The organism is Caulobacter sp. GW822-FHT01G02 (assembly GCF_058802865.1).
The window spans coordinates 906,366-927,390 of the sequence record NZ_JBXAON010000001.1; the positions used below are offsets into that span (position 1 = coordinate 906,366).

Consider the following 21,025-nt stretch of genomic DNA (forward strand, 5'->3'; position numbering starts at 1 on the left):
ATGAATGAAACCGACGGTGTGGCTTGCGGGTTCCTGTTGTCGGAAAACGTCTTCAGGAGATGGGGGGAAGGCTCGCCTTTCGCGCTACCTTCGTTGACGCGGAGGGCCGACGCCGGCCATCTGGAAACCTCAATGCGGCTGGGCCGCGAGTGCGCGGGCGGGCTGTTCGACGGTGATGCGAGTTTCGAGATCCTGCGGCGTCCTGGCGGCGGCGATAGCGCTGCTGTCCCTGGAGGCGGCCCAAGCTCAACCTTTGATGGCCCAGTCGCAGCGCCCGCCCTTGGCCGGTGGCCGCGCCCCGCAAATGGCCCCGCAGGCCGTCCCGCAGGTCCAGGCCCCCCGGACGCCGGTGATCCAGCCGGACTATTCCAGCGTCGAGTTGCGGCCCGAGCAGATCGACCTGCTGCGCCAGGTGCTGGGCGACGCCTATCTGCACGGCTTCGAGCCGGGCGCCTTTTCGCCGGACCAGGCGATCGCCCAGCTGCAGTCGCGCGACGCGATGGCCCGCATCGCCGGCCAAGCGCAATTGGTAAGCCTGACCCTGGCCTATGCCCGCGCCGTGCGCTCGGGCCGCCTGCCGCTCAGCGGCTTCAAGAATGAGTGGGGCCTGCGTCCCGCCGCCTATGATCCCGCGCCCGAATTCTACGCCGCCGTGCAGCAGGACCGCCTGGCCGCGTGGCTGGGGACGCTGCCGCCGCCCTATACCGGCTACCAGACCCTGCAGAAGGGCCTGGTCACCTATCGCGACATCGCCGCCAAGGGCGGCTGGTCGCCGCTGGTCGCCGGTCCCGAGCTGAAGGAAGGCGCGACCGGTCCGCGGGTGGTCGCGCTGGAAGCCCGCCTGGCCGTCGAGGACCCGACGATCGCGGTCGACGCGGCGCCGATCTTCGACGCCGCCCTGACCCAGGCCGTGCAGCGCGCCCAGAAGCGCTTCGGCCTCAATCCGACCGGGACCCTCAACAAGGCCACGTTGAACGCCCTGAACATCCCGGTCGAACGTCGCCTGGACCAGATCACCGCCAACATGGAGCGCTGGCGCTGGCTGCCGCAGGTGTTGCCGGCCGACCGGATCCAGGTGAACGTCGCCGCCGCCATCCTGTCGATGTTCAGTCACGACACCCCGACCCTGACCATGCGCGCGGTCACCGGTCGTCCGGGCGACGAGACGCCGATGCTCTCGTCGATGATCCATTCGATCGTCCTGAACCCGCCGTGGAACGTGCCGTCCTCGATCGCCGCCAAGGAGCTGTGGCCCAAGGAGCGCAAGAGCCCGGGCTATCTGCGCCGCAATGACTTCATCGTCATCCCGACCGGCGACGGCGGCTCGCGCCTGCAGCAGAAGGCCGGCCCCAAGGCGGCCCTGGGCCAGGTGAAGTTCGACTTCAACAACCCCTACGGGGTCTATCTGCACGACACGCCCAGCCGATCGAAGTTCGACAGCTTCAGCCGGCTGGCCAGCCATGGCTGCGTGCGCCTGCAAAAGCCGATCGAGCTGGCAAAGGCGCTGCTGGCCGGCGACATGACCTGGACGCCGGAAAAGATCGACGCGACCCTGGCCTCTGGCGAGACCGTGCGGGCCAAGCTGCCGCAGCAGATCGCGGTCTTCCTGCTGTACTGGACGGCCTATGTGACCCCGGACGGGCAGGTCAACTTCCGCGACGATCCCTACGGCTGGGATCGCGAGCTGGTGCAGCGTATCGCCGCACTTCGTTCTGGCCCAGCTTGATTTCCTGAAATTTTTGGGATGTCCTCCCGGCATTGGTGTCGGGTAAGGCGTACCTATGGATCGACGTAAGCTGCTTCGAATGGGGCTCGGCGTGCTCGGCGCCGGCCTGCTGCCGGTCGCGGACGCCCGCGCAGATGACGATATCATCGGCCAGATCCTGGAAGGAAAAGTTCCTCCGGCCGCTCCGGTTCCGCCGGTGGGCCTGCGACCCACGCCGGTCGAGACGTTCGCCGCCAAGGCGGTGGTCGAGCCGCGCTGGGTCCATCTGCGCAACATCCACACCGACGAGAAGCTGGAAGCGGTCTACTGGGAGAACGGCGAGTACGTTCCCGACGCCGTCCAGGCCCTAAACAAGGTGCTGCGCGACTATCGTAACGACGAGACCCATCCGATGGCTCCGGGTCTCTACGACATCCTCGACCAGATCCGGGCCAAGACCCAGAGCAAGTCGCCGTTCCAGATCATCTCCGGCTACCGCTCGCCGGCCACCAACAAGATGCTGTCCGAGCGCAGCGGCGAGGTCGCCAAGCGCAGCCTGCATATGGACGGCAAGGCCATGGACGTCTTCCTGGAAGACGTCGACCTGCGCTACGTGCGGGCGGCGGCCCTGGAGCTCGGGCGCGGCGGCGTGGGCTATTATCCGACCAGCAACTTCGTGCACGTCGATGTCGGCCCGGTCCGCAAGTGGTCCGGAACCTGACGCCATCTTTCGCCCGCCTCTTTTCACCTGGGGGCCGAAACGGGTAACCAAGCTCTAGTTGAAGCGTTTAGAGCATGGTAGCCGGCGGTATCGGCGTCAGGGAATCCCAGTCAGATGAGTGAGCGTCGCAGCAATCCCTTTGGTTGGGTGATCCTCGGCTTCATCATCGGCGTCCTGGCGACGTTCGGCGCGATCCTGTTCCTGACCTCCAGCGACGGCGGTTATGAGGACGGCCCGTCCGAGACGCGCACCGCCGCCGATGACGCGGCCGCAGCCGCCATGGCCGCCAAGTCGACCGCCTCCCAGCCCGCGCCGCACAAGGTCGAGACCTCGGCCCCGGTCGTCGACGCTCCCGTGGCCGCCACGCCCTCCGAACGCCAGACCGGCCCCGCGCCGACCCTGGACCCGCAGGTGGCGGACGACGCGGCGGCGGCCGGCATGACCTCGCGGACGCGCTAGAGGCCTCCGCGGGACCTTTAGAAGTCGATCACCACCGACGGCGCGCTGCGCCGCGCCTCGCCGTGGTGCACGGCTTCGATGTTGTTGCCGTCGGGATCGAGCACGAAAGCGGCGTAGTAGCCCGGATGATAGGTCCGCTCGCCCGGCGCGCCATTGTCGCGCCCTCCATGGGCCAGCGCCGCCCGATAGAAAGCATCGACTGTCGCGCGATCCTTGACCTGAAAGGCCAGGTGGTGCCGGCCTGTCAGGACGCCCTGGCTCGCCGCGCTTTCTGGCGAGGACACGACGAGTTCATCAGCCCAGAAATAGCCGTCGGCCGTATCGACGACGGGAATCTCCAGAACATTCAGAACAGCCGTGTAGAATTCCCGACTAGCCTTGAGATCGCGGACGACCAGTTGGATGTGATCGATGAGCCGGCCACGATGCAGTTGTGTCGTTCCCATGACCATCCAGTCCGTTCATTTGTGTCGCGAAACCCTCGGATTTCATCCGGGTTTCGAGCTGACATGTGTGGCGCTGAAAATGGGGGTCTTCGCCGAGATCGCATTGATCATTCGCAAATCCATCATTCGCGCGGCTGTTCCGGAAAATCTGTTCTTCACCGTTCCCGGAACGTCAAACCAACGGCTTTAGGGTTTCGGATCGAAACTCTCATGGCGCGGGCTGACTGAACCGCGACAACCTGACTCACCCGCCCAATCACCCTGCTGACACATAGCTGGCGGCAGGGGAGGCGCAATTTCCCGAGATCACTCAAAGGATTGGGTGATCAAGGAGATGCGTATTGTCGATCAAGGGTAGCTGCTGTTGCGGCGGCGTCCGCTTCGAGCTGTTCGAGCCGCCGCTGCTGATGGGGATCTGCCACTGCTCGCGGTGCCGCAAGGCCGGTTCGGGCGTCTACGCCTATGTCCGGGCCGAGGCCTTCCACTGGCTGGCGGGGCAGGAGCTCCTGACCCGCTACCGCCCGAAGCCGCCGTTCCGGTTCACGCGGAGCTTCTGCAAGCGCTGCGGAACCTCGCTGGGCGATCCTGACAGTGGCCGGATCCTGGCCATCGCCGCCAGCTGCCTGGACGACGATCCGGGCGTGCGGGTCAGCTTCGACGAGTTTCTTCCGGACAGGCCGCCTTGGGAGAAGCCGGAATAGAAAAAGGCGGCCACCGAAGTGACCGCCTTTCCCAAATTCAGGTTCGGGGAGAACCTTATTCCTTCGGCATCGGCATGGCCGGCATGGCGCCCGCCTTGCTCTTCATCTGAGCGTGCGCCGCCGGCGGCAGCGGGATCAGACCGCGACCTTGCAGGTAGCCGCCGCGACCCGTGGCGGAGTCCGACACGAACTCGGCGACGAAGTCCTTCAGGCCCGGCGTCACGCCGACCTGCGACTTCTTCACGTAGATGTAGAGCGAGCGCGACAGCGGATACTGGCCGCTGGCGATCGCGGCCGGAGTCGGCTTCACGCCGTTGATCGCCGCGCCCTTGATGCGCGAGGCGTTCTCTTCCAGGAACGAATAGCCGAACACGCCCAGGGCGTTCGGGGTCTTCTCGATGGTGCCGACGATGGCGTTGTCGTTCTCGCCCGCGTCGACCCAGCCGCCGTCGGTGCGCGTCGGCGAGACGATGGCCTTGAACTTCTTCTCGTCCGACTTCTTCAGAGCGGCCAGGAACGGGATCTTGGCGGCGCCGCCTTCCATGGCCAGTTCGATGAAGGCGTCACGGGTGCCCGAGGTCGGCGGCGGGCCGTAGACCAGGATGCGGTTGGCCGGCAGGGCGCCATTGACGTCCTTCCAGGTCTTGTAGGGGTTCTTGACGGTCGCCGTGCCCTTCACGCTCTGGTCGGCCAGGCCCATATAGAGCTGCTCGAGCTTGAAGTTGTAGTCCGGCGACTTCTTGTCGGCGGCCACGACGATGCCGTCGAAGCCGATCTTGATCTCGACGATGTCCTTCACGCCGGCCTTCTGGCAGGCCAGGAACTCGGACTTCTTCATCGGACGCGAAGCGTTGGCGATGTCGGGGAACTGTTCGCCGGCGCCGCCGCAGAACATCTTGATGCCGCCGCCGGTGCCCAGGCTCTCGACCTTGGGCGACTTCTTGCCGGTCTTCTTCGAGAAGTTTTCGGCGACGCGCGTGGAGAACGGGAAGACGGTCGAGGAGCCGGCGGCCCAGACGTAGTCGCGGGCGGCGTGCGCCTGATCGGCGACCGCGAGCAGGGCGATCGTCGCGACCGCGCCAAGGAGCTTGTTCATGTCGTCAAATCCTATGTGGTCCGGGGGGACGGTGGGACCCTGCCGGAGCAATGCAAGGCCTTTTGTCACGGTTCCGCGACAGTTTTACGACGTAGCGTCCGTGGGCGGACGATATCGCGCGGGTCAGCGCTGGATAACCTCGCCGTCTTCCTTGGTGAAGCTTGCCGGCGCGTGCTCGAGCACATCGTAGACCGTCTCTGACGGGCGGGCCAGGACCACGCCCTTGGGGGTCGAGACGATCGGGCGATTGACCAGGATGGGGTGCTCGACCATGGCGGCCAGGATTGTCTCGTCCGAGACGCCATCGGCCAGCAGGCCCAGCTCCTCGGCGGGCGTGCCCTTTTCGCGCATCAGTTCGCGCGGGGAGAGGCCCGTGCGCGCCGAGAGGTCCAGCAGCAGCTCGCGGGTCCAGCCGGTCTTCAGGTACTCGACGACGGTCGGCGCGTAGCCGGCCGCCTCGACCATGGCCACGACGTTGCGCGAGGTGCCGCATTTGGGGTTGTGGTAGATCGTGATCGGGAAAGAGGGGGCGGTCATGCGGGCTCCTGCTTGAACATCCAGTCGAAGACGACGACGGCCGTGGCGGCTCCGACCAACTGACCCAAGACGAAGCCGGGGATCGAGGCGGGCGCGATGCCCGAGAAGGTGTCGGTCAGGCCGCGCGCCAGGGTCACCGCCGGATTCGCGAACGACGTGGAGGCGGTGAACCAGTAGGCGGCGGTGATGTAAAGCCCGACGCACACGGGCGTGCTTTCCGGCCGGAACCGCGAGGTCCCCAGGATCGTCGCCATCAGGCCGAAGGTGGCGACGGCTTCCGACAGCACCTGAGCGCCGCCGTCGCGGGCGTGGGCCGAGATCTGCAGGATCGCCTGGCCGAACATCGCATGGGCGACCCAGACGCCAGCCAGCGCGCCGACGACCTGGGCGACGATGTAGAGCGCCGCGCGCCAGGGCTCGACTTCACGACGCGCCGTCAGGGCCAGGGTCACGACAGGATTGAAGTGCGCGCCGCTGACGGATCCGAAGATCGTGATCAGCACCACCAGGGCCGCGCCGGTCGCCAGGGTGTTGCCCAGCAGGGCCAGGGCGACATTCCCACCGGACAAGCGCTCGCCCATGATGCCCGACCCGACGACGACGGACAGCAAGAGGGCCGTGCCCAGGCCCTCCGCGACCAGGCGGCGCGCGACGCTGAAATCCCCCATCCGGTCAGGCCGCCGGGTCGTCGGCGAGCGTGGTCCGGCCGATCTCGTCGAGGCGGCGCTGCAGCGACAGGCGGTCCAGGGCGTTCATCGGCAAGGCGCAGAACAGGGTGATGCGGTTGTTGAGCTGGCGGTAGGCGTCGGCGAAGGCCAGGGCGATCTCGGCCTCGGAGCCCGTGGCCTGGCTCGGATCGGGGATGCCCCAGTGGGCGCTCATCGGCTGGCCGGGCCAGATCGGGCAGACCTCGCCGGCGGCGTTGTCACAGACGGTGAACACGAAATCCAGTTCCGGGGCCTCGGGATTGTCCGCCAGCGAGAACTCGTCCCAGTTCTTCGAGCGAAGGTCGTCGACCTTGTAGTTCAGGTGCTTGAGAAGGTTGATCGCGTAAGGATTGACGACGCCGCTGGCCATCGAACCCGCCGAATAGGCCTTGAAGCGGCCCGCGCCGACGCGGTTCATGATGCACTCGGCCATGATCGAACGCGCCGAGTTGTGGGTGCAGAGGAAGAGGACGTTCATCGGGCGATGCTCGGTGCTCATGCGGGCTCCTTTTCCGTGAGACAGGTTCCGTCGCAGGCCTCGGCCCGGGCGACGATCGCGCCCAGGGGGGCGCAGATCTGGGGGGCGCCGTCGCAGCAGTCCTCCATCAGAAAGCCGAGAAGGCCGCTCATCGCGCCGAAATCCGCCGAATAGATGATCGACCGGCCCTCGCGCCGGGACGTGATCAAGCTGGCGTGCGACAGGACATTGAGATTGGCCGACAGGCTGTTGGGCAGGACCTCGAGCGTCCTGGCGATATCGCCCGCCGCGATCCCGACCGGGCCGGCCTTCACCAGCAGGCGGAAGATCGCCAGGCGCCCGTCATGGCCCAGGGCGGAGAGCATGTTGACAGCGGCTTTCGATTCCATATTTCCAATATGATCGAATTATTAGACAGTTCAATGACGCTGTTTGGAGTCGCCCGTGACCGAGTTCCCCGCCCTCGACCCGAAGTTCCTCGCCCAGGTCGATCAAAGCCGGCTCGCGGTGGCGACCCCCGCCGCCCACCCGCCCCGCATCCTGCTGCTGTACGGGTCTCTGCGGGAGCGTTCCTTCAGCCGTCTGCTGGTCGAGGAAGCCGCGCGCATCCTCCAGGCCTTGGGCTGCGAGACCCGCATCTTCGATCCGCGCGACCTGCCGCTGCCCGACGCCACCGGCCCGGACCACCCGAAGGTCCAGGAACTGCGGGCGCTGTCGCAATGGTCGGAGGGCCAGGTCTGGTGCAGCCCCGAGCGCCACGGGGCGATCAGCGGGATCATGAAGGCCCAGATCGACTGGATCCCGCTGGAGATCGGCAGCATCCGACCCACCCAGGGCAGGACCCTGGCGGTCATGCAGGTCAGCGGCGGGTCCCAGTCCTTCAACGCGGTCAACACCCTGCGCCTGCTGGGCCGCTGGATGCGGATGATCACCATCCCCAATCAGTCGTCGGTGGCCATGGCCTATAAGGAGTTCGACGAGAACGACCGCATGAAGCCGTCCAGCTACTACGACCGGGTCGTCGATGTGATGGAGGAGCTGGTCAAGTTCACCCTGCTGACCCGCGACCGCGCCGACTACCTTGTCGACCGCTACAGCGAGCGGAAGGCGGGCGGACGTATCGCCGAGCATGTGGCGCTGGGCGCGGAGGCGATGCGCCACGAAGCGGCGCGTTAGGATCCTCTCCGCTCGGCGGGGGCTACGGTGTCGGCGTCCAGCCGCCGCCCAGCGCGCGGGCCAGGTCGATGGCGGCGACCGCGCGGGCCTCGCGGGCCTGGATCACCGCCTGGTCCGCGGCCAGCAGGCCGCGCTCGGCGTCGATCTGCTCCAGGTACGAGGCATAACCGGCGCGGTAGCGGTCCTTGGCGCGGCGGGCGGCCTCGGCGATGGCGGCGCGCTGGGCGGCGATCTCGCTCTCCTGGCGTTGCAAGGCGTCGACGGCGCGCAGGGCGGTCTCCGTCTCGGCGAAGGCGTTCAGGACGACGCCGCGATAGCTGGCCGCCGCCTGGGCCTTGCGAGCCTCCGAGGCCTGGACCTGAGCCTTCAGCCGGCCGCCGTTGAAGACCGGCTGGGCCAGGCCGGCCCCGACGTTCCACAGGGCGACCGGATCGGGCAGGGCGTCGGTGAACGCCCGGTCGGCCGAGACCGACAGGCGCAGCTGCGGCAGCAGCTGGGCGCGCGAGGCGGCCAGGCTGGCGTCGGCGGCGATCAGGCTGTCCTGAGCTTGAGCGATGTCCGGGCGGCGGGCCAGCAGGTTCGCGGGGGCCTCGACCGGGATCGGCGTCTTCAGCAGGGCGAGAAGGTCATCGCCGCGCGCGACGGGGCCGGGCGGATCGCCGGTCAAGGCGCTGACAGAGGCTTCCAGGCGGGCGATGGCCAGCTCGAGAGCCGGAACCTGGCGGCGGACCCCGGCCAGCTCGGCCTGGGCCTGGTCGCGTTCCAGCTTGGTGGAGTAGCCCGCGCCCTCGCGGCGCGCGATCACGCGCAGCCCGGCTTCGCGGGCGGCGATGGTCTGCCGGGCGACGGTCAGCTGGCCATCCAGCGACAGCAGGCCGACATAGGCCCGCGCCACGGTGGCGGCGACGGCCAGGCGAACGCTGTCGCGGGCGGCGGCGCTGGCCTGAAGGCTGGCTCGCCCGGCGGCGTCGAGATCGCGCACCCGGCCCCACAGGTCGACCTCGTAGGCTACTCGCAGCCCGACCTGCTCGGCGGTCGACTCGTAGGACCTGCCAAAGGCGTCCAGCTGGCGCGAGCCCTGGAGGCCGGCCACGGCGTCGACCGTGGGCAGCAAGGCGGAGTGGGCGGCGCGGGACAGGGCGCGCGCCTCGTCGACCCGGGCCGTGGCCAGGGCGATGTCGGCGTTGCGGGCCAGGGCCTTGTCGACCAGGGCGTTGAGTCGGGCGTCCCCCAGCAGCGTCCACCAGTCGGCGGTCAGCGCGCCTTGGGCGCCTTGGGAATTTGGCGGCGTGGTCCGCCAGGCGGCCGGCGGCGGAACGGGCGAGGCCGGACGCTCGGGCGCGGCGGTGGTCGCGCAGGCCGACAGCGCCGCGCCAACCAGCAGCGGGGGCAGCGAGCGGCGCATCAGCGACCGCCCTTGGTGTCGACCTTGGTCACCACCGACATGCCCGGCCGCAGGCGGGCGGCCAGGGGCTGGTTCGGGCTGATGACGATCTTGACCGGGATGCGCTGGGAAACCTTCACGAAGTTGCCGGTGGCGTTTTCGGGCTTCAGCACCGCGAACTCCGAGCCGGTGGCCGGGGCCAGGTCCTCGACCACGCCGCGCAGCTTCGCCTTGCCCAGGGCGTCGACCGTGAAGGTCACCGGCTGGCCGACGGCCATGTGGGCGGTCTGGGCTTCCTTGTAGTTGGCCGTCACCCACAGGCGGGCGGGGACCAGGGCCAGCAGCTGCGTGCCGGCCGAGACGTATTGGCCCAGCCGCACCGAGACCTCGCCCAGCTGACCGTCGCGCGGGGCGCGGATGACGGTGTTTTCCAGATCGATCTGGGCCAGGCGCAGGGCGGCGCGCGCGGCCTCGACGGCGGCCTTCAGGCCATCGCGGGAGACGGCGACCGAGCGGATGTCCTGGCGGGCGATCTCGCCGCCGGCGGCGGTCTGGCGCACGGCCGCCTCGGTCTGGCGCAGGGTGGCCACGGCCTGGTCGCGCTCGCGCAGCGACACCGAGCCGTCCGAGGCCAGGTCGTTGATGCGGGCCAGGTCCGCGCGGGCCCGGGCGGCCTGGGCCGAGGCCGAGGCCTGCTCGGCCTCGCGGCCTTGGAGCGCGGCGGCGCGGGCCCGCTGGGCTTGATCGGCGTTGGCCAGATCGGCTTCGCGGGCGGCCAGGGTCGCCCTGGCCTGCTCGACACGGGCCCGGAAGATGCGGTCGTCGATGCGGGCCAGCACCTGGCCCTGCTTGACGTGGTCGAAGTCCTGCACGGCGACCTCGACGACATAGCCGTTGACCTGCGGCGCCATCACCGTGACCTGGCCTCGGACGTAGGCGTTCTCGGTCACCTGCAGGGTAGTGACGAAAGGCGGCAACCGCCAGACGAACAGGATGACCAGCACGGCCGCCACGGCGGCGGTGACGGCGATGGCCAGGGTCCCGGGGCTGATGCGGGGCGGGTGGCGCAGAGCCTCGGCCGCTTCGGGCGAGGGCGAGGGAGCGGCGGCGTCGGTCATTGAGCGGCCCTTTGCGCGGCTTTCATCTTGGCGATGGCGCGGAGCGTGAAGATCGCCGTGCCGATCAGGGTCAGCATGGCGATGACGAGGAGGAGCATAAAGAGGTCGTTATAGGCCAGGATGCCGGCCTCGCGCGTCGCCTGGCCGGCGACCGCGGCGACGGCGGTCGGACCGGCGCGCAGGCGGTCGGCGACGAACGGAATCGAGGCGTCCAGCTGGCCGACCAGGTGGGCGTAGTGGAACCGCATGCGGTCGTATTGGAAGGTCTGCGACAGGGCGGTGGCGAACAGGGCGCCCAGGTTCTGGGCGATGCTGAACGAGACGATCAGGGTGGGCAACGAGCGCCAGCCGCGCTGCAGCATCTGGACGAAGCCGATCAGCAGGGTGGGCGCCAGGACGAGGGCCGTGGCGAAGCCCAGCATGGACTGGCTGACGTACAGCTGGGCAGGGCGGGTCAGGTCGTTGGAATGGCTGTCGATATAGGCGGCCGCGCCGATCAGCGCCACGGCGATCATGATCTGGAAGAGCACGGTCTGTGGCGTGATCGTCAGGGCGCCAACGATCGCGCCGGCCAGGGTGGCCAGCATGATCACGAAATACAGGCTTCGGGTCTGTTCCTGGCCCATGCCGAGCACGGCCAGGAGACCCGCGGCGCCGCCGTTCTGCTCGACCAGCAGCACCCGGGTCAGGAAGGCGATGACGATGAAGCCGAGGAAGTCCGGCGTGATCGCCCAACGCAGGTCGAGCAGCGGATTGGTCCGATGCCATTCCAGCGCCAGGGCGGCGATGATCAGCACGACCGCGACGGCCAGGGCCACGCCGATCCAGGGCGCGGCGAACCACCATTCCAGCCGGCCCTGGCCCAGTATCCCGCAGATCAGGGCCAGGCCGACGGCCATCAGCGGATAGGTGACGAAGTCGGCCCACTCGAACACCTTCAGCCGCTCCGACGGCGGCAGGCGCAGCGCCAGCACGGCGGCCAGGGTGGCCAGCACCAGGGCCAGTTCGATCAGGTAGAGCGTGCGCCACTGGCCCAGCTCCAGGACATCCGGCGAGAAGCAGCGGGCCAGGGGCGTGGCCACCAGCGGCAGGCCGAAGGCCAGCACGAAGGCCGCCAGGCGCTGGGGCTGGGGAAAGGCCTGCAGCATGTAGAAGACCGCCAGGGTGGTCAGGGGCGCGGCGGCGACGCCGCTGGCCGCGCGCACGACCAGGGCCGAGGCGAAGTCGTTGACGAACAGGTGGGCCACGACCGCGGCCAGATAGGTCCCCAGCGCCAGCTGCACGAACAGGCGCAGGCCGTACTGCTGGCGGAACTTGACCAGCAGCAGGTTCATCGAGATCGAGGTCATCGCATAGGCGGTGGGCAGCCAGGAGACCTGGGCCGGATCCAGCCCCAGCGCGCCCTGGATGCTGGGCAGGTTGACCGTGATCAGCGCCGTGCCCATGGCGCTGGTAAAGGCCAGCAGCACCCCGACGCAGCCATAGCCAATGCGGACGCGCGGGGAAAAGTCGGGCGTCGCCGGCGATCCCGGGAACATCGGCCGCTCGTGCGGTTGCAGGCTGTCGATACCGGAATGACTCATGCCACCGTCCTTGCTGCCCACGCTGTAGCGTGCGCGCGCGGCTTGGGCGAGAGGCCGGGGGGCGGGGCAGGCGAACGCCGGGTCATGAGGCCGGCTTAAAGGGCGCTTGGCGCTCGCCGCTTGAACAATTCCATCGCCGTCCAGGCGGGGATCGGCTCCTCCGGCGTGAGCGGCCGGCGGGCCGCGCCATGGAGCGGGGTTCAGCCCGGTCCCGCGAAAAACTTTCGCGGGACCGGTGTGCGTTCGGGGCCCTTGTGCGTCATGACTGTCGTGAGCAGTCATGAGGGTTTCGCCGTGCGGCAGGTCGCGCCACACGATCTTCGAGGGTTGGATCGGCGCTACAGGCCAGCGCTGATGGCCTTCTTCATGCGCCGCGCCGCCACGCACAGCGACGCCGAGGACATGACCCAGGAGCTGTTCGCCAAGCTGGCGCGGGTCGAGGACCCGGCCATGGAGAACGCCGACGCCTACATCTTCCAGATGGCCGCCAACCTGCTGCGCGACCGCCAGCGGCGCGAGCGGGTGCGCGCCAGCTATCGCGCCGCCGTCGCGGGCGAGGCCTTCGACCAGGAGCCGCTCGATCCCGCCCGCATCCTGCAGGGCCGCGAGGATCTGGGCGCGGTGTCGCGGGCCCTGCGCGAACTGCCCGACCGGACCCGCGCCATCTTCCTGCTCTATCGCCTGGAAGGCATGAAGCAGGCCGAACTCGCCACGCTGTACGGCATGACCACCAGCGGGGTTCAGAAACACATCCTCAAGGCCATGGGCCACCTGACGCGCAAGCTGAGGGCGGGCGAATGAGCACCCCCATGGACGACGACAAGATGGATCTGGCGTTGAACCTTTCCCTGGATCAGGCCGCCGAGTGGTGCGTGCGACTGTCCGAAGGCGAGCTGACGCCGGCCGAGCAACTGGCGCTGGACGCCTGGTTCGCCGCCGATCCTTCGCATCGCGCGCTGCTGGACGACGCCGTCGCCGCCTGGCGGGCGGTGGACGAGCAGGCCGCGCACCCCGGCATGATCGCCCTGCGCGGCGAGGCGCTGAACGACCTGCGCCGCGCCCAGCGCCGGCAGTGGGCCAGGAAGCCCGGCCCGCGCGTCGCGATCTGGAGCGCCGCGGCCGCCGTGGTCGCCGCCGTCGCCCTGGGCGGAGCCTTCGCCTGGCGCTCGAGCCTGCCGGACGTCTATCGCACCACCGAGGGCGAGCGGCGCATCGTCGAGCTGGCCGACGGCTCACGCGTCTCGCTGGACGCCGCCACGGTGCTGAAGGTCCGCTACGACGGCGACCGCCGCCGGCTGTGGCTGGAGCAGGGGCGGGCGAAGTTCGCGGTGGCCAAGGACCCGCTGCGGCCCTTCTCGGTCGCGGCCGGCGGCAAGCTGGTGGTCGCCACCGGCACCACCTTCAGCGTCGAACGCGTCGCCGACCAGATGCGGGTGGTGCTCTACGAGGGCCACGTCGCGGTGCTGGACGGGGAGGGCGCGAAGGGGCGTCCGCCGCCGCTGCTGAGGGTCAATGGCGCGCCGACCGAGAAGTCGCTGACGCCCGATCACGAGCTGGTCGCCCAGGTCAATTCCGAAGCCGCCTCGGTCGCTCCGGCCGATCCGAACCGCGCGGCCGCGTGGGAGAGCGGCCAGCTGGTCTTCCAGGACGAGCCGATGAGCCTCGCCGTCGAGCGGGTCAATCGCTACGCTCGCGAGAAGCTGCGGATCGGCGACCCCAGCGTGGCCAATCTGCGGATCAGCGGCGTCTTCACCTCGGGCGACACCCGCGCCTTCGTCGACGGCGTCACCGCGGTGCTGCCCGTGCGGGCCGTCAGCGGCCAGGGCGGCGAGACCGTATTGCGCGCGTTCCAACGCCAGCCAAAAAACTTCACCGCCGGTGGTGAGTCCTCCGTGGAGTGAGGCGTCTAACTGACCAAAAGCGCCGATAGACAGAACAAGCGGCGCGAGGGAGGGACGTATGAGCAAGTCTTTCGAGCAACGCTGGCTGCTGGGCGCTTCGGCGGCCGTGCTGATGGCCCTGGCCGCGCCGGTCGCGGCGCAGGCTCAGGCGCGCGCTGAGCAAGCCTATGACATTCCGGCCCAGGACCTGTCCGGCGCCCTGCGCGCCTTCGGCCGGGCCTCGGGCAAGCAGCTGGCCTTCGACGAGAACCTGACGCGGGGCAAGCGCGCGCCGAAGCTGAAGGGCGCCTATTCGGCCGACGAGGGCCTGACGCGGCTGCTGGCCGGCTCGAACCTGGTGGCCCAGCCCACCGCCAGCGGCGTCTACGCCATTCGCGAGCGGCCGCTGTTGGTCTCGGCCAGCGCCGCCGGCCAGTCGGCCGCGCCGGCCGCCGCCGTAGAACAAAGCCGTCCGGAAGAGCCCGCCCAGGTCGACGAAGTGATCGTCGTCGGCACCCCCGGCGGCGCCGGGATCGACAAGCTGTCGGCCAGTTTCGCGGTCACCACGGTCAGCGCCCAGGACATCCTCAAGGCCTCGCCCAAGAGCAGCGCCGAGCTGCTGAGCCTGGTGCCCGGCGTCTGGGTCGAGACCTCGGGCGGCGTGGCCGGGGCCAATGTCTTCGTGCGCGGCTTTCCCGCCACCGGCGACGCCGAGTTCCTGACCATCCAGCTGCAGGGCGCGCCGATCTATCCGCCCTCGACCCTGTCGTTCCTGGAGAACTCGTCGATCTTCCGCGTCGACGAGACGATCTCGCGCATGGAAGCCCTGCGCGGCGGTCCCAACCCGATCTTCTCGAACGGCCAGCCGGGCCTGACCACCAACTTCATGCTCAAGGAAGGCGGCGAGGAGACCAAGGGCCTGATCAAGGCCACGACCTCCGACTACGGGCTGCGCCGCATCGACGGGGTGATGAGCGGCAAGCTGGCCGATGACCTCTATTTTATGGCCGGCGGCTACGTGACCCGCTCGCCGGGCGTGCGCGACACCCAGTTCGACAACGAGAAGGGCCAGCAGTTCACGGTCAACCTGACCAAGCGGCTCGAGCACGGCAAGGTCAACCTGTACGCCCGCTTCACCGACGACCACGGCGCCTGGTACCTGCCGTTCGCCGTCAATGTGCCCGGCATCGACAAGGGCGAATACACCCAACTGGGCGAGCTTTCCCGCCAGCAGACCCTGCAGGTCCACGCCAATGGCGCGACCCGGAGCTTCGACCTGGCCGATGGCCGGGGCTGGAAGGGCTATGTGGCCGGCGGCAGCTTCGAGCACGATTTCGGCGACGGCTGGACGGTGCGCGACCGCTTCAGCTTCACCAAGGGCGACGCCAACACCTATGGCCTTGTGCCCGACGGCGGGGCGGTGACGGCCGCCTCGGTCGCGACCGTGATCGGCGGCCCGGTCCGCACGCGCGGCGGGACGGCCCTGGGGACCGGCGACTACGTCCAGAACTGGGGCGCGTGGATCGTCGAGAAGCAGATCCAGGCCCTGACCAACGACTTCAGCCTCAACAAGAAGGTCGGCGACCACTCGATCTCGGCCGGCTACTACGCCTCCAGCTTCTCGTCGGACGACTTCTGGACCATCGGCAACTTCAAGCCGATGCAGGTGAAGGCCAATGGCGACTACCTGGCCGCCAACGTCTCGTGCGCCAATCTGGCGACGGCGGGCAGCGGCTCGGGCTGCTGGGCCTATGGCCTGCTGTCGAACGGCGACGGCAAGGTCAACGCCGTCTACCTGGCCGACAGCTGGCGGATCGCCGAGCCCCTGCGCCTGGACGTCGGCGTGCGCCGCGAGAAGTTCGAGACCGACTATATCGTCGACGACGGCAACGGTTATCCGGACGGCCTGGCCATTCGCACCGTCGACTACGACCAGTCCAAGACCTCGTACACGGTCGGCCTGAACTACGACCTCAACGAAATGTCCGGCGTGTTCGCCCGTTACTCCAAGGGCTACAAGTTCCCCAGCTTCGACAACTTCCGCGAAAACCTGACCGACACGCTCAGCGTCAAGCAGTACGAGCTGGGCTACAAGCTGCGCTCGGGCCCGTTCGAGCTGTACGCCACGGGCTTCGCCAACACCTTCGACGGGGCCAAGTTCGCCGATGTCGGCGGCACGCTGGAGACCAACTCCAACAAGGCCCACGGCCTGGAGCTGGACGGCCGCTGGCGCTCGGACTTCGGCCTGTCGCTGGCGCTGAACGGCACGCTGCAGAAGACCGAGATCAAGAAGTCCTCGATCCCCGGCAACCAAGGCAAGAGCGCCCAGCGCCAGCCCGACTGGCAGATCCGCTTCACGCCCAGCTATGATGTCCAGCTGGGCTCGGTGGCGACCACGTTCTACGGCACGGTCAGCGCGGTCGACGATCGCTGGGGCGACAACGCCAACACCCAGAAGCTCAAGGGCTACACCAAGGTCGACCTGGGCGCGATCTTCAATGTCGGCGACTTCAGCGTCCAGGTGGCGGCCGACAATCTGACCGACAGCCATGGCCTGACCGAGGGCGATCCGCGTTCCACCAGCGGCGCCAACGCCCGTCCGATCCTGGGTCGGTCGGTGCGGCTGTCGGTGGGGTACAACTTTTAACGGTAACCCCACCCCGATCTCCCCGGCGAAGGCCGGGGTCCAGATCGTAGGTCAGAGCGTTCCGGACTATCGTCCATCGCTCAGGCTGAGTCTGGACCCCGGCCTTCGCCGGGGAGACGGCTTGATTGATTTGAGTTTGAGGTCCCGCATGGTCCGTCTGATCGCCACGACGCTAGCCGTCCTATCCTTGGCTTCAGCCGTCCATGCGCAGGACGCCGCCAAGATCCCAACGCCGGCGGACACTTACCAGGAGCTCTTCCACCAGATTCAGACGCGACGGATCTTCCCGGACGGCAAGACCTTCGTCGACGCGGTCCCGAGGCGCGCGCCGGCGAAGATCCTGGCCGATTATCGCGCCCATTCAAGGCTCAGCGACGCCGAGCTGAAGCGGTTCGTCACCGCCAACTTCGTGGTCCCGCAAGCGGGCGCCGCGCCCAAGCCCAGCGCCGCGCGGCCGCCGCTCAAGGATCACATCGCCGCGCTCTGGCCGCACCTGACCCGGCCGCCGGTCAAGCCGGTGGCCGGCGGTTCGGCCCTGGCCATGGACAAGCCGTTCGTCGTGCCCGGCGGGCGCTTCCGCGAGATCTACTACTGGGACAGTTACTTCACGATGCTGGGCCTGAAGGCCGACGGCCGCGACGATCTGGTCGAGAGCATGATCGACGATTTCGGAGGCCTGATAACGGCTTACGGACATATCCCCAACGGTGCGCGGACCTATTATCTCAGCCGCTCGCAGCCGCCGTTCTTCTTCGCCATGGTCGGGCTGTCCAGCGCCACGGACCCCAAGGTGCTCAAGACCCGCGTCGACCTGATGCGCCGCGAGCACGCCTTCTGGATGGACGGGGAGAAGGATCTCCAACCCGGCCAGGCCCACCGCCGCGTGGTGGCCTTGGCCAAGGGCGTCGTCCTCAACCGCTACTGGGACGACCGCGACACCCCGCGCGATGAGTCCTATCGCGAGGACTTGGAGACGGCGCTGAGGAGTTCTCGCCCTGCCGCCGACGTATTCCGCGACCTGCGGGCCGGGGCCGAGAGCGGCTGGGACTATTCCTCGCGCTGGATGGCCGACGGTCAGGCGCTGTCGACGATCCAGACCACGGCCATCGTCCCGGTCGACCTCAACAGCCTGATGTACGGGCTGGAGAAGGCGATCGCCAAGGGCTGCGCTCAGCTGGCCGACACCGCCTGCGAGCGCGACTTCGACCGTCGCGCCCAGGACCGGGGCGAGGCCATCGACTTCTATCTCTGGGACAACGCCAAGGGCGGCTATGTCGACTACCAGTGGAAGACCGGCCGGCGCCTGGACGACCTCAGCGCGGCGACCTTCTACCCGCTGTTCACGGGCGCGACGGACGAGCGGCAGGCCCACACCGTCGCCCAGAAGGCCTGGGACGTGCTGCTGGCGCCCGGCGGCCTGCGCACCACCACCGCCCGCACCGGTCAGCAGTGGGACACGCCCAACGGCTGGGCTCCCTTGCAATGGGTGGCCGTCTCCGGACTGCGCCGCTACGGCGAGGACGCCCTGGCCGCGGAGATTTCCAGGCGCTGGCTGGCCACGGTCGAGCGCGAGTACCAGGCCAGCGGCAAGATGCTGGAGAAGTACGACGTCGAGGAGGCCAAGGCCGGCGGGGGCGGGGAGTATCCCACCCAGGACGGCTTCGGCTGGACCAACGGCGTGGCGCGGGCGTTGATGGAGCCGGCCGCCAAATAGCTAGCTCCTCTCCTTGTCATCCCGGCCGTAGCGAAGCGGAGAGCCGGGACCCAGGGGCGACCGCACTGCGCCGGCCCCTGGGTCCCGGACAGCCTCTATGAGGCTTCCGGGATGACAAGGATTGCAGGCCTAGAACTCGAAGCCGATCGTGCCGAACACCTGGCGCGGGGCGGACGAGTGGAACACCAGAATGGTCCCCGCCGCGTCGTCCGGCGCGAACACGCTGCTGTCGAAGTTCGAGGCGTAGCGCTTGTTCGTCAGGTTGGTGACGTTCAGCGACGCCTTGGCCCCCTTCATGAAGCCGACCGGGCTGAACCGGTAGCTGACGCCCAGGTCGAAGGTGGTGACGCCGGCGAAGCTCTGGTCGTTGGTGTAGGTGTAGTAGCGGCGGCCGGTGTACTTGCCCTGCAGCGAGGCCGAGAAGCCGCCTTGCTTCACGCTCAGCACGCTGGCCAGCATTTCCTTCGGCGTATCGACCTGCTGCTTGCCGGCCGTCTGCTTGATCACGCAGGTGGTCGTGCACCAGTTGAGGTCTTCGTCGTAGGTCGACTTGTTGTACGAGGCCGAATTGTACCAGTTCAGCCAGGACGTCGCCTTCCACAGCACGCCGATCTCGGCGCCCTTGCTGGTGACGCTTCCGGCGTTGTGGAAGGAGTTGCCGCAACCCGGGTTCTGCTGCTGGTTGGTCGGGCAGGGATTGTACTGCAGCAGGCGGTTGTTGAACTTCACGTCGTAGGCGGCGATCGAGACCTGAAGATTGTCGCCGACATAGCGGTAACCGGCGTCGAAGCTCTTGGAGGTCTCCGGCTTCAGGTACTGGCCCTGGGCGTTCCAGACCGCTTGCGACACCGACTGCGGGCCCAGCTTAAAGCCGCCCTGGAACATGGCCATGTTCTCGGCGTAGCTGGCGAACACCTCGTGGCCCGGGGCGATACGGTAGCGCGCGCCGATTTCCGGCAGGAAGTTGTCCTTGGCGTACAGCGTGCCGCTGGCGAACTGGCTGGACGCCGTCACCGGCGCCTTGGCGATGCCGCGCTGGGCCTCGGCGGCCGACTTGGCGTGAGTGCTCTTGAAGCCGAAGTCGATGCTGAGCGCGTCGTCCAGCAGGGTGACCGTGTCCTGGACGTAGAACTGCTGGGTCGTCCAGTTGGTCTGCTGAACCCACTGGGCGGTGTCGGGCTGGCCCTTCAAGAACTTCGCCAGGCTGAACGGGCCGGTGACGTTGGTCCAGATGTAGCGCGCGGCGCTGCTGGTGTTGTCTTCCAGCCAGAGACCGGCCTGGATGTGGTTGAAGCCCAGCGTCCAGCCCACGTTCGCCACCACGCCGGTGCGGTCGATGGTGTAGCGGGTGTCGCGGATCTGGACCGGCAGGTCGTCGGCGGTCGAGGTCGTGCCCTGGTTCGACAGGCCGGTGATGAAGTTGTTGCCCGCGCCCTTGTCGGTGTGGCGATAGACCTGCACGTGGCTGGTGAGGTTCTCGCGAACCTTGAAGTCGCCCGACAGGTAGTAGACCTCGTCGTTGCGCAGGATCTGGCCGTTGGTGAAGGTGACATCGGCCAGCTTCTCGGGCGCGGTCGAGGGGACGCACTTGGCCGCCAGCGAGGCCACCGAGCAGGCGGCGCGGCCGACATAGGCGTCCCAGTTCGGCGCGTAGCCGGCCCAGTCCCAGCCCAGGCGCGAGCGCATGTCCTTGGAGAGATAGGTGTCGTCGGCCTGGTTCGTGCGCGACACGTCCGCGAAGGCGGTGATGACGTTGTCGCCGAAGCGGTACTGGGCCTTGGCGTTCAGCTGCTTGCCGGTCGACTTGGTGTAGGCGCCCTGGTTCACGAACAGGTCCTGCTGGGCGTAGTGGCCCGAGACATAGGCCGAGAAGCCGCCGTGCTCGCCGGTGTCGAAGCGCATGAACGTGCGGGCGGTGTCCTCGCTGCCCACGGTCCCGTTGATCGAAAAGCCCATGTCCTTCTTCGGATCGCTGGACGTGTAGATCAGCGCGCCGCCCAGGTTGCTGGTCGAGGGGATGGACAGGCCGGCGATGCCGGTGGCCAGGTCGGCCCGGCCCAGGTTTTCCGAGATCAGGGCGCGGCTGATGGTCAGGCCGTTGTAGTTGTTGTAGGCGCCGTCGCCCAGCGGCATGCCGTCCAGCGAGTAGCCCAGGTGGGTGGTGTTGAAGCCGCGCACCTGCAGTGACAGCGACTGCTCGTTGACGCCCAGGGCGTCGATCGACTGGGCGCTGACGCCCGGCAGGAAGTTCAGGGCCTTCTGAATGCTCGTGCCCGGGGGAAGGACCTCCAGGCTGGACGGCGTCAGGGTGTTGACCGAGCGGGTCTGACCGCTGCCGACGATGACGACCGCGTCGATCTCGTTGGTGTCGGCGGGGGCGCCCGCGACCGCATCGGCGGCCTTCGCGGCGGGAGCGTCGGCGGCCAGAACCTCAGCGGCTTGCGCCTGGGCGGCGAACATGAGGCAGGCGGCGATGGCCACCAGGCTGGCGGATCGGAGCAGCATTTCGGATATCCCCTCGATATCGCGCGCCACGCGGATTTTCGTCTATGGCGCCGATTGGTTGAGCGCCGCGTCTATTCCACAGGTTGATGACGGTTCTGCTGCGTCTGGATGACAGCGTGCGTCACAAAACCGATGCACACCCTCCCTAAGAGCGCGCCAGGTTCACCG

The 21,025-nt window shown here is 68.3% G+C and carries 21 protein-coding genes; 11 read left to right on the forward strand and 10 right to left on the reverse strand.

The window, feature by feature from the left end; translation table 11 throughout:
- The first annotated feature begins 172 nt into the window (after window positions 1-172).
- From AC1RNC_RS04245 to AC1RNC_RS04255, 3 genes are all read left to right on the forward strand, one after another.
- Window positions 173-1,726 carry a L,D-transpeptidase family protein gene (locus tag AC1RNC_RS04245; protein ID WP_492883954.1) on the forward strand — a complete coding sequence of 518 codons (1,554 nt, stop codon included), beginning with the start codon at window positions 173-175 and terminating at the stop codon, window positions 1,724-1,726.
- A 55-nt stretch (window positions 1,727-1,781) separates the two neighbouring features.
- Window positions 1,782-2,426 (forward strand): peptidoglycan L,D-endopeptidase MepK, encoded by a 645-nt coding sequence (mepK, locus tag AC1RNC_RS04250; RefSeq protein WP_492883956.1) that lies wholly within the window; start codon window positions 1,782-1,784, stop codon window positions 2,424-2,426.
- Between the two features lie 114 nt (window positions 2,427-2,540).
- Window positions 2,541-2,885 carry a hypothetical protein gene (locus AC1RNC_RS04255; protein WP_492883958.1) on the forward strand — a complete coding sequence of 115 codons (345 nt, stop codon included), beginning with the start codon at window positions 2,541-2,543 and terminating at the stop codon, window positions 2,883-2,885.
- A gap of 17 nt (window positions 2,886-2,902) precedes the next feature.
- Here AC1RNC_RS04255 and AC1RNC_RS04260 read toward each other — a convergent pair whose 3' ends face one another.
- Complete coding sequence (locus tag AC1RNC_RS04260; protein WP_492884389.1) at window positions 2,903-3,331, reverse strand: VOC family protein; 429 nt, start codon at window positions 3,329-3,331, stop codon at window positions 2,903-2,905.
- Between AC1RNC_RS04260 and AC1RNC_RS04265 the strand changes: the two genes are divergently transcribed.
- Both AC1RNC_RS04265 and AC1RNC_RS04270 read left to right on the forward strand, forming a co-directional pair.
- Window positions 3,330-3,521 (forward strand): hypothetical protein, encoded by a 192-nt coding sequence (locus AC1RNC_RS04265; RefSeq protein ID WP_492883960.1) that lies wholly within the window; start codon window positions 3,330-3,332, stop codon window positions 3,519-3,521. The genes AC1RNC_RS04260 and AC1RNC_RS04265 overlap by 2 nt on opposite strands.
- A 151-nt stretch (window positions 3,522-3,672) precedes the next feature.
- Window positions 3,673-4,032: a GFA family protein gene (locus tag AC1RNC_RS04270; protein WP_492883962.1), complete on the forward strand. Its 360-nt coding sequence runs from the start codon at window positions 3,673-3,675 to the stop codon at window positions 4,030-4,032.
- 55 nt (window positions 4,033-4,087) lie between these two features.
- Here the strand turns inward: AC1RNC_RS04270 and AC1RNC_RS04275 are convergent, their stop codons facing one another.
- The 5 genes from AC1RNC_RS04275 to AC1RNC_RS04295 all read right to left on the reverse strand — a co-directional run bounded on the left by AC1RNC_RS04275 (window position 4,088) and on the right by AC1RNC_RS04295 (window position 7,239).
- Window positions 4,088-5,128 (reverse strand): substrate-binding domain-containing protein, encoded by a 1,041-nt coding sequence (locus tag AC1RNC_RS04275; protein WP_492883964.1) that lies wholly within the window; start codon window positions 5,126-5,128, stop codon window positions 4,088-4,090.
- A gap of 123 nt (window positions 5,129-5,251) precedes the next feature.
- The gene (gene arsC, locus AC1RNC_RS04280) at window positions 5,252-5,665 is read right to left on the reverse strand and encodes an arsenate reductase (glutaredoxin) (RefSeq protein WP_492883966.1); all 414 of its coding nucleotides are present in this window, start codon (window positions 5,663-5,665) and stop codon (window positions 5,252-5,254) included.
- Window positions 5,662-6,333 carry an MIP/aquaporin family protein gene (locus AC1RNC_RS04285; RefSeq protein WP_492883968.1) on the reverse strand — a complete coding sequence of 224 codons (672 nt, stop codon included), beginning with the start codon at window positions 6,331-6,333 and terminating at the stop codon, window positions 5,662-5,664. The genes arsC and AC1RNC_RS04285 overlap by 4 nt, the downstream gene beginning before the upstream one ends.
- 4 nt (window positions 6,334-6,337) lie before the next feature.
- Window positions 6,338-6,871 carry an arsenate reductase ArsC gene (locus tag AC1RNC_RS04290; protein WP_492883970.1) on the reverse strand — a complete coding sequence of 178 codons (534 nt, stop codon included), beginning with the start codon at window positions 6,869-6,871 and terminating at the stop codon, window positions 6,338-6,340.
- Window positions 6,868-7,239 carry an ArsR/SmtB family transcription factor gene (locus tag AC1RNC_RS04295; protein WP_492883972.1) on the reverse strand — a complete coding sequence of 124 codons (372 nt, stop codon included), beginning with the start codon at window positions 7,237-7,239 and terminating at the stop codon, window positions 6,868-6,870. Before AC1RNC_RS04295 ends, AC1RNC_RS04290 begins: the two co-directional genes overlap by 4 nt.
- 55 nt (window positions 7,240-7,294) lie before the next feature.
- Between AC1RNC_RS04295 and arsH the strand changes: the two genes are divergently transcribed.
- A complete protein-coding gene (gene arsH / locus AC1RNC_RS04300; RefSeq protein ID WP_492883973.1) occupies window positions 7,295-8,026 on the forward strand; it encodes an arsenical resistance protein ArsH in 732 nt (243 codons plus the stop codon).
- A 22-nt stretch (window positions 8,027-8,048) separates the two neighbouring features.
- Here the strand turns inward: arsH and AC1RNC_RS04305 are convergent, their stop codons facing one another.
- The 3 genes from AC1RNC_RS04305 to AC1RNC_RS04315 are packed head-to-tail and all read right to left on the reverse strand — an operon-like array spanning window position 8,049 to window position 12,111.
- Complete coding sequence (locus AC1RNC_RS04305; RefSeq protein WP_492883975.1) at window positions 8,049-9,431, reverse strand: efflux transporter outer membrane subunit; 1,383 nt, start codon at window positions 9,429-9,431, stop codon at window positions 8,049-8,051.
- On the reverse strand, window positions 9,431-10,528 hold the full coding sequence (locus AC1RNC_RS04310; protein WP_492883976.1) for an HlyD family secretion protein: 1,098 nt from the start codon (window positions 10,526-10,528) through the stop codon (window positions 9,431-9,433). The genes AC1RNC_RS04305 and AC1RNC_RS04310 overlap by 1 nt, the downstream gene beginning before the upstream one ends.
- Window positions 10,525-12,111, reverse strand: a complete 1,587-nt coding sequence (locus AC1RNC_RS04315) for an MFS transporter (protein WP_492883978.1) — start codon at window positions 12,109-12,111, stop codon at window positions 10,525-10,527. The genes AC1RNC_RS04310 and AC1RNC_RS04315 overlap by 4 nt, the downstream gene beginning before the upstream one ends.
- A 261-nt stretch (window positions 12,112-12,372) precedes the next feature.
- Here AC1RNC_RS04315 and AC1RNC_RS04320 point away from each other — a divergent pair, with 261 nt between their 5' ends.
- The 5 genes from AC1RNC_RS04320 (at window position 12,373) to AC1RNC_RS04340 (ending at window position 18,453) form a co-directional block, all read left to right on the forward strand.
- The gene (locus AC1RNC_RS04320) at window positions 12,373-12,912 is read left to right on the forward strand and encodes an RNA polymerase sigma factor (protein WP_492883980.1); all 540 of its coding nucleotides are present in this window, start codon (window positions 12,373-12,375) and stop codon (window positions 12,910-12,912) included.
- Window positions 12,909-14,012: a FecR family protein gene (locus AC1RNC_RS04325; RefSeq protein ID WP_492883981.1), complete on the forward strand. Its 1,104-nt coding sequence runs from the start codon at window positions 12,909-12,911 to the stop codon at window positions 14,010-14,012. Before AC1RNC_RS04320 ends, AC1RNC_RS04325 begins: the two co-directional genes overlap by 4 nt.
- A gap of 58 nt (window positions 14,013-14,070) precedes the next feature.
- The gene (locus AC1RNC_RS04330) at window positions 14,071-16,638 is read left to right on the forward strand and encodes a TonB-dependent receptor (RefSeq protein ID WP_492883983.1); all 2,568 of its coding nucleotides are present in this window, start codon (window positions 14,071-14,073) and stop codon (window positions 16,636-16,638) included.
- A gap of 148 nt (window positions 16,639-16,786) precedes the next feature.
- On the forward strand, window positions 16,787-18,352 hold the full coding sequence (gene treF / locus AC1RNC_RS04335; RefSeq protein WP_492883985.1) for an alpha,alpha-trehalase TreF: 1,566 nt from the start codon (window positions 16,787-16,789) through the stop codon (window positions 18,350-18,352).
- Window positions 18,349-18,453 carry a hypothetical protein gene (locus tag AC1RNC_RS04340; RefSeq protein WP_492884390.1) on the forward strand — a complete coding sequence of 35 codons (105 nt, stop codon included), beginning with the start codon at window positions 18,349-18,351 and terminating at the stop codon, window positions 18,451-18,453. Before treF ends, AC1RNC_RS04340 begins: the two co-directional genes overlap by 4 nt.
- Window positions 18,454-18,481: 28 nt before the next feature.
- On the opposite strand, the gene AC1RNC_RS04345 is transcribed toward AC1RNC_RS04340, so the two are convergent.
- Window positions 18,482-20,857 (reverse strand): TonB-dependent receptor, encoded by a 2,376-nt coding sequence (locus tag AC1RNC_RS04345; RefSeq protein WP_492883987.1) that lies wholly within the window; start codon window positions 20,855-20,857, stop codon window positions 18,482-18,484.
- Window positions 20,858-21,025 lie beyond the last annotated feature (168 nt).